This is a genomic window from Frateuria sp. (assembly GCF_013362045.1).
In the GTDB taxonomy this organism is placed as follows: Bacteria; Pseudomonadota; Gammaproteobacteria; order Xanthomonadales; family Rhodanobacteraceae; genus Frateuria_A.
This window is the reverse complement of record NZ_JABFWW010000106.1, coordinates 1-5,463: the sequence shown is the minus strand read 5'-3', so window position 1 is coordinate 5,463 and position 5,463 is coordinate 1. Positions and strand designations below refer to the sequence as shown.

The following is a 5,463-nucleotide window of genomic DNA, read 5'->3' as shown; positions in this document are numbered from 1 at the left end:
CGATGCGCTGGCCGACGGTGGCCAGGTGCAGCAGCCGCTGGAGCCGAGCTTCTTTGCCTCGAGCTTCGGCATGGTGGCCGACCGCTTCGGCGTGTCGTGGATGGTGGTGGCGGGGACGCAAGGGCCCGGCTGAGCGCCGCCGGGGCCGCCCGCGGCGGGGCGGCCGCGCGGTGCCTCACGCCTCGCCCTCCTCGAAGTACAGCAGCGTCATGCCTTCGCCGGGCCGGGTGTCCCGCCCGGTCAGCGTGGCGATGCCGTTGTTGGACAGCCGCAGGATCCACGCCATCACCCACGGCGGCTGCCCGTCGCGCAGGCCGAGCATGCAGCGCAGCTCGCCGAACAGCGGCTGCCCGGTGACCGGATGCCGGCCGATGGGCAGCTGGCGGAAGCGGTTCTGCACGATCCACTGGCGCGGCGTGGGCAGCGCCTCGAGATCTTCGATGGTCGGCGCCAGCAGCAGGCCGCTGCCGGAATGGCCGCCGATCGACTTGGCCACCCAGCGGCCGGCATCGGCGTAGCCGGCGGCGCGCAGCGGGCTTTCCTCGATCCAGTGGCAGGCTTCGTGCGGCGCCAGCGGCAGGCTGGCCAGCGTGCCCTTGTGGATGCCCTGGTACCAGGCCGGGTGGCTGTGCCAGCCCACGCGGTCGGCCGCGCGCAGCACCGATTCGGCGCGGCGGCGGTCGAGCGGGCCGAGGTCGTCGAGTATCAGCCGGTTCCACACGTGGCCGTAGCGGCAATGGCTGACCGGGCAGCAGAGCTCGCCCTGCATCGGCACCAGGTCGCGCCAGTCGTGCACGTCCACCTGCCACCAGTGCCGGGCTGCGTCCAGGTCGGGCCAGGTCGCGCGGCGGCGCGGCTGGTCCTCGATCAGCGCCGTGTCCGGGCGCGGCGCCACCCAGTGGCGCAGGTGTTCGACCCAGCCGACGCCACGGGGCAGGATCCCGTGCGGCAGCCATCGGGGGCCGAGCCCGTGCAGGCGGCGCTGCGCCAGGTGCAGGGTGTGAAAGGTGGGCAGCATCGAGGTGAACGCCTGGATCTCCACCCAGGCCAGCTCGAACGGGCGCTGCGCATGCTCGACGAAGGCCAGATCCAGCGCCAGCACGTCGGCGCGCGCACCCGGCCAGCCGACGCGCGCGGGTTGCAGGTGCGGCCCCAGCGCGCGCACCAGCCGGGCGATCTTGTCCTCCAGCGCCCGGCGCAGGGCCGCGTTGCCGATGGCGTAGTGGTCCGACAGCATGGAGATCGGCAGGTGCGGCGCGTCGACCGCGGCCAGGGCGAGCGCGAGCCGGTCGGCGCCCAGGACGTCCAGACGGATGGACGGCTGCATGTTCATGCCCAGCCCTCCGCGTGCGCGAGCGTGGGCAGGTCGGCTGCCGCCTGCTCGGCCATCCATCGCAGCGTGGCGGTCCAGTCCGCATCGCGGGCGGCCTGCGCGCGCAGCGTATCGGCAAAGCTGCCTTCGGCCAGGGCGTCGGCCAGGCGGCGCTCCCAGTACGCGCGCTCGCCGTGGCTGGCGGCGCATGGGGCCAGGCGCCGCCACCACCGCTCGAAATGCGCGGGCGTACTGCGGACCTCGTCGCGGTCCCAATCGATCCACCGCGCGCCAAGCCCGTAGCGGCGCGCGCGCCACTTGTTCTCGTCGATGCAGGCACGCTCCCAGACCAGTCCCTGGCGGCCTTCGCGCAGCTCCTCTTCCAGCGTCTGCGCCTCCCACTTGAGCAGGGTGGCGATCAGGCCGATGCGCTCCAGGTGCGGATGGGCGTCCATGATGCGCACCTCCAGCGTGCCGTAGCGGTGGTGCAGTCGCAGGTCCTGCCACAGGCCCTGTTCGGGCTGGATGCAGCCGACCCGGCGCAGGCGCTCCACGTGCGACTGGTAGTGGCGCTCGCTCGTCCACACATCGGGCGTGCCCATGCGCGGGTAGCGGTCGAGCAGGCTGTGCCGCCAGGATTGCAGACCCGTGTCGCGGCCCTCAAAGAACGGCGAGCTGGCCGACAGCGCCAGCACCTCGGGCAGCACGTGGCGCAGGCGGTTCATGATCGCCATGCGCGGCGCGCCCTCGGCAAAGCCCAGGTGCAGGTGCATGCCGAAGCTGAAGGCGGCGCGGGCGACGTCCTGGTACTCGTCGATCAGGCGGCTGTAGTGCGGATATTGCGGCCCCTCGTGCATCGGCTGCTGCTGCCAGTGCGCGATGGGATGCAGGCCGGCGATCAGGATGCGCTGGCCCTGCGCCGCCGCCTTGCGCCGTGCCGCGGCGCGCACCGCACGCAGCGCTTCCACGAGTTGGTCTATGTCGCTGCAGATGCGCGTCTTGAGCTCGATCACGCAGCGGTGGATTTCCCTGTCGAGTTGACCCTCCGGCGTGGCGTGCCTGGTCAGGCCGTCGGCCAGGTCATGCGCGACGAGCCGGCCGTGCTCGTCGACCACCTGCACTTCTTCTTCGATACCCAACGTGATCATGGCAACTCCCCTCTGGTTCGTGGAGTGCAGATCAGACCACCGTTGTCCTGCCGCAGGATGGCTTCGCCACGTGTTGGTGGACGGGTGGCAGTGCCCACGCTGCGGGCGTCCGTTGGCGACCTGCCCGATGCCGGCAGGAAATCGGTCGCGTACCGCGGCCGCGCTGTCTCCATCGCGCGCCGTCGGCGATGGATTGCGGTTGCGCGTGGATCAGGCGCGCCGCTCCCGTGCCGCATACGCGGCGAACGCCACGGCCGCTGCCCCGGTCAGCGCGAGGAACACGATCGGCATGTCCAGCACCGAGCCCCGGTGCAGCACGCTCATCGCCACCGTGCCCAGCGCGGCCACGCCCATCCGCACGAAACCCAGCAGCGAGGCCGCATTGCCGGCGGTACGGCGGAACGGCGCCATCGCCCTGGCGGTGGTCACCGGCACGATCAATCCCACGCCACAGAAGCACGCGCCGATCGGCAGCAGGAACGCGGCCAGGCTGCCGCGTGCACCCAGCCACAGCGCCACGGCCAGCAGGGTGAGGGAACCGGCGAGCAGGAAGCCCAGGCCGCCGGCGATGATCAGGCCCGGCGCCATCCGCGGCGTCAGCAGCACGCACAGCCCGGCCCCGGCCACGAAGGCCGCCAGGATCGATACCGCGACGATCGCGATCGCGCCGCCGCCCTGGCCCAGCATGTTGATCACCAGGTCCGGCGCGCCGATCAGCGCGGTGTAGACCACGCCGACCGCGCACCCGCCGAGCAGCGAGAGCAGCATGAAGCGTGGCGTGCCCAGGATGCGCTGCCATGTGCGCCAGAGCCGGTCCGGCCGAATCGCCCGATGGTCCGGATGCGGAAGGGTTTCCGGCAGCCAGCGCCATGCCGCGTACCACAGCAGCGCCGCCAGCGCGGCCAGTACCGCGAAGTTGGCACGCCAGCCCAGCACGCGCACCAGCCAGGCGCCGGCGACCGGGCCGATCGACGGCGCCAGCGCGAAGGCCGCGTTCAACTTGGCGTAGATGCGCTGGCGGCTGTCGGCAGGGAAGGCATCGCGCACCGCCGCGTCGGCGACCACCCCGCTGGCGCTGGCGCCCAGGCCCTGGACCAGGCGGCTGGCGAGCAGCGGCCAGATCGCAAAGCTGGCCAGGCTGAGCAAGAAGCCGGCGGCGAGCAAGGCGGTGCCGGCGAGCATGACCGGGCGCCGCCCATAGTGGTCGGCCAGCGGCCCGTAGCCGAGCTGGCTGACCGCCGAGCCGGCCAGGTAGAAGGTCATCGTCAGCTGCACGGTGCCGTAGTCGGCCTGCAAGGCGTGCGCGATGGCTGGCATCGCCGGCGTGTATTCGGTATCGCCGAAGGGTGCCAGCGCCATCATGAAGGCAAGCAACGCCAACGCCGGCCGCGGCACCGGTGCGCGCCCGGCCGGCGTCGTTGACGCGCCGTTGGCGGCGCGGGTGCCGGAATCGGCTGGCGGGAAAGACATGTGGCGACCCCGCGCCAGATCGGGCCGCCACGATTGACGCTCGCCCGAGAATGTTTCGTGAGGCGCGCGGCGGCGCCAGGCCGGCCGCGACGCACAGGACACGACATGCCACAGCCGCACACCGACGCCCACCCGGCTGCCCTGACCGGATGGCTGCGCCGGGGCATCGAGCGTCCGCTGGAGGCGCTGGCCGGCGGCCCGGCGCGGCTGAAGGTGATCGCGCTGCTGGCCTGCGTGCTCGGCCTGGACGCGGCGGACAAGGCGACCGTCGGCGCGGTGGCCGCACAGATCGAAGCCGCGCTCCGCGTGGGCAACCTGGAAATCGGCTGGCTGGTGACGGCCTCGACCGCGGTCGCCGCGGTGATGACTTTGCCCTTCGGCGCCTTGGTGGACCGCGTGCCGCGCGTGCGCCTGTTGGCGCTGGCGCTGGCGGGATGGTCGGCCACCATGCTGGTCAGCGGCGCAGCGGGGTCTTACCCGATGCTGTTGCTCAGCCGCCTGGCGCTGGGCGTGATCGCCGCAGCGGCATCGCCGGGGGTGGCGTCGCTGACCGGCGATTTCTTCCGGCCGGGCGAGCGCGGGCGCGTCTTCGGCTACGTGCTGGTGGGCGAGCTGGTCGGCGTGGCGCTCGGCTTCCTGGTTTGCGGCAACGTGGCGGCGTGGCTGTCCTGGCGCGCCTCGTTCTGGGTGCTGGCCGCGCTGGGCTTCGTGTTGGCGCTGGTGCTGTGGCGGTACCTGCCGGAGCCCGCGCGCGGCGGACAGAGCAGCATCCCGGTCGGGGCCCGCCGCGTGCCGTCCGATGGCGATCCGGCCCAATCTGCGACGGGCGAGTCGGCAAGCAGCGGCGTGCTGCGGCGGGTGATCCGCTGGCGTGGCGTGCGCCCGCGCCAGGCGCTGATGGACATGGACCCGGCCACTGCCTCGCTGTGGCGGGCAGTGCGCTACGTGCTGGCGGTACCCACTTACCGGACGCTGATCTTCGCCTCGGCGCTGGGCTACTTCTACTTCACCGGCCTGCGCACTTTCGCCATCGTGTTCATGCGCGGGCGTTTCGATCTCGGCCAGACGGCGGCGAGCAGCCTGGCGGTGCTGCTCGGCCTGGGCGCGATCGGCGGCGTGCTGCTGGCCGGGCGGCTGGGCGACCGGCTGATCGGCCAGGGCCATCTCACCGGGCGCGTGCTGGTCGCGGCGACCGCGTACCTGGGCGCGGCTGCCGCCTTCCTGCCCGCCTTGCTGCTTGACACCCTGTGGCTGGCCGGACCGTTCTTTTTTCTCGCCGCTGCGGGCCTCGGCGGCGCCAACCCGGCGCTGGACGCAGCGCGTCTGGACGTGATGCCTTCGGCCCTGTGGGGGCGCGCCGAGGGTGTGCGGGCGACGTTCCGCTTCGCGCTGGAAGCGATCGCGCCGCCCCTGTTCGGCTATGCCTCCACGCGTTTCGCCGGCAGCGGCGGCGCTGCCACGAGCGCCCTGGCGGGCGGCGACGCGGCGGTCCACGCGGGCGCGGCAGGACTGGCCGACACCTTCCTGGCGATG

Annotated in this window: 4 protein-coding genes; 1 reads left to right on the top strand and 3 read right to left on the bottom strand. The window is 72.8% G+C overall.

The window, feature by feature from the left end; translation table 11 throughout:
- Window positions 1–175: 175 nt before the first annotated feature.
- The 3 genes from HOQ08_RS05100 to HOQ08_RS05090 all read right to left on the bottom strand — a co-directional run bounded on the left by HOQ08_RS05100 (window position 176) and on the right by HOQ08_RS05090 (window position 3,930).
- Window positions 176–1,333 carry a hypothetical protein gene (locus HOQ08_RS05100; RefSeq protein ID WP_291192299.1) on the bottom strand — a complete coding sequence of 386 codons (1,158 nt, stop codon included), beginning with the start codon at window positions 1,331–1,333 and terminating at the stop codon, window positions 176–178.
- Complete coding sequence (locus HOQ08_RS05095; RefSeq protein ID WP_291192298.1) at window positions 1,330–2,460, bottom strand: YbdK family carboxylate-amine ligase; 1,131 nt, start codon at window positions 2,458–2,460, stop codon at window positions 1,330–1,332. The genes HOQ08_RS05100 and HOQ08_RS05095 overlap by 4 nt, the downstream gene beginning before the upstream one ends.
- A gap of 210 nt (window positions 2,461–2,670) precedes the next feature.
- Window positions 2,671–3,930: a multidrug effflux MFS transporter gene (locus tag HOQ08_RS05090; protein ID WP_291192297.1), complete on the bottom strand. Its 1,260-nt coding sequence runs from the start codon at window positions 3,928–3,930 to the stop codon at window positions 2,671–2,673.
- Between the two features lie 105 nt (window positions 3,931–4,035).
- On the opposite strand from HOQ08_RS05090, the gene HOQ08_RS05085 reads away from it, so the two are divergent.
- Window positions 4,036–5,463, top strand: a 1,428-nt coding sequence (locus HOQ08_RS05085) for an MFS transporter (RefSeq protein WP_291192296.1), incomplete at its 3' end; no start/stop codon positions are given.